Origin of the sequence: Undibacterium sp. SXout7W (assembly GCF_049339385.1) — a bacterium.
Lineage (GTDB): Bacteria > Pseudomonadota > Gammaproteobacteria > Burkholderiales > Burkholderiaceae_D > Undibacterium.
Genome location: NZ_JBMPPF010000052.1, coordinates 1 through 1195, shown reverse-complemented (window position 1 = coordinate 1195; position 1195 = coordinate 1). Strand labels below are relative to the sequence as shown.

Here is a 1195-nt window from a genome sequence, read left to right as displayed (position 1 = left end):
AAAATGGCAAAAGGTAAGTTCGAACGCACCAAGCCGCACGTCAACGTAGGCACAATTGGCCACGTGGATCACGGCAAAACAACATTGACAGCAGCGATCGCGACAGTATTGTCCGCAAAATTCGGTGGCGAAGCAAAAGCCTACGACCAGATTGACGCTGCACCAGAAGAAAAAGCACGCGGTATTACCATCAACACTGCCCACGTAGAATACGAAACAGCAGCACGTCACTATGCTCACGTAGACTGCCCAGGCCATGCTGATTATGTTAAAAACATGATTACTGGTGCTGCACAGATGGACGGCGCGATCCTGGTTTGCTCCGCAGCAGACGGTCCAATGCCACAAACACGTGAACACATCCTGTTGGCACGCCAGGTTGGTGTTCCATACATCATCGTATTCCTGAACAAATGCGACATGGTAGATGACGCTGAATTGTTGGAATTGGTCGAAATGGAAGTTCGTGAATTATTGTCCAAATACGAATTCCCAGGCGACGACTTGCCAATCATCCAGGGTTCCGCAAAATTGGCGCTCGAAGGCGACAAAGGTCCATTGGGCGAAGAAGCCATCATGAAACTGGCTGACGCACTGGACTCCTACATCCCAACACCAGAACGTGCTGTTGACGGCGCCTTCCTGTTGCCAGTAGAAGACGTATTCTCCATCTCCGGTCGCGGTACAGTAGTAACTGGCCGTGTTGAGCGTGGTATCGTCAAAGTCGGCGAAGAGATCGAAATCGTTGGTATCAAAGACACAGTCAAAACAACATGTACTGGCGTTGAAATGTTCCGCAAATTGCTCGACCAAGGTCAGGCAGGCGACAACGTCGGCGTATTGCTGCGTGGTACAAAACGTGAAGATATCCAACGTGGTCAAGTGTTGGCAAAACCAGGTTCCATCAAGCCACATAGCCACTTCACAGGCGAGATCTACGTATTGTCCAAAGACGAAGGTGGTCGTCATACACCATTCTTCAACAACTACCGTCCACAGTTCTACTTCCGTACAACGGACGTGACTGGTTCGATCGAGTTGCCGAAAGACAAAGAAATGGTCATGCCGGGTGATAACGTCTCTATCACAGTAAAACTGATCAACCCGATCGCGATGGAAGAAGGTCTCCGTTTTGCGATTCGTGAAGGTGGTCGTACTGTTGGTGCGGGTGTCGTTGCTAAAATTATCGAGTAAT

At 49.7% G+C, this 1195-nt stretch carries 1 protein-coding gene; it reads left to right on the top strand.

The annotated features are described in order from the left end of the window. The first annotated feature begins 3 nt into the window (after nt 1–3). Nucleotides 4–1194, top strand: coding sequence for an elongation factor Tu (gene tuf / locus ACO0LB_RS20425; protein WP_423052516.1), 1191 nt, complete (start codon nt 4–6; stop codon nt 1192–1194). Nucleotide 1195 lies beyond the last annotated feature (1 nt).

Bases quoted from the DNA above. Each gene is read 5' to 3' on its own strand.
- tuf (WP_423052516.1), top strand. From the start codon at position 4: ATGGCAAAAGGTAAGTTCGAACGCACCAAGCCGCACGTCAACGTAGGC.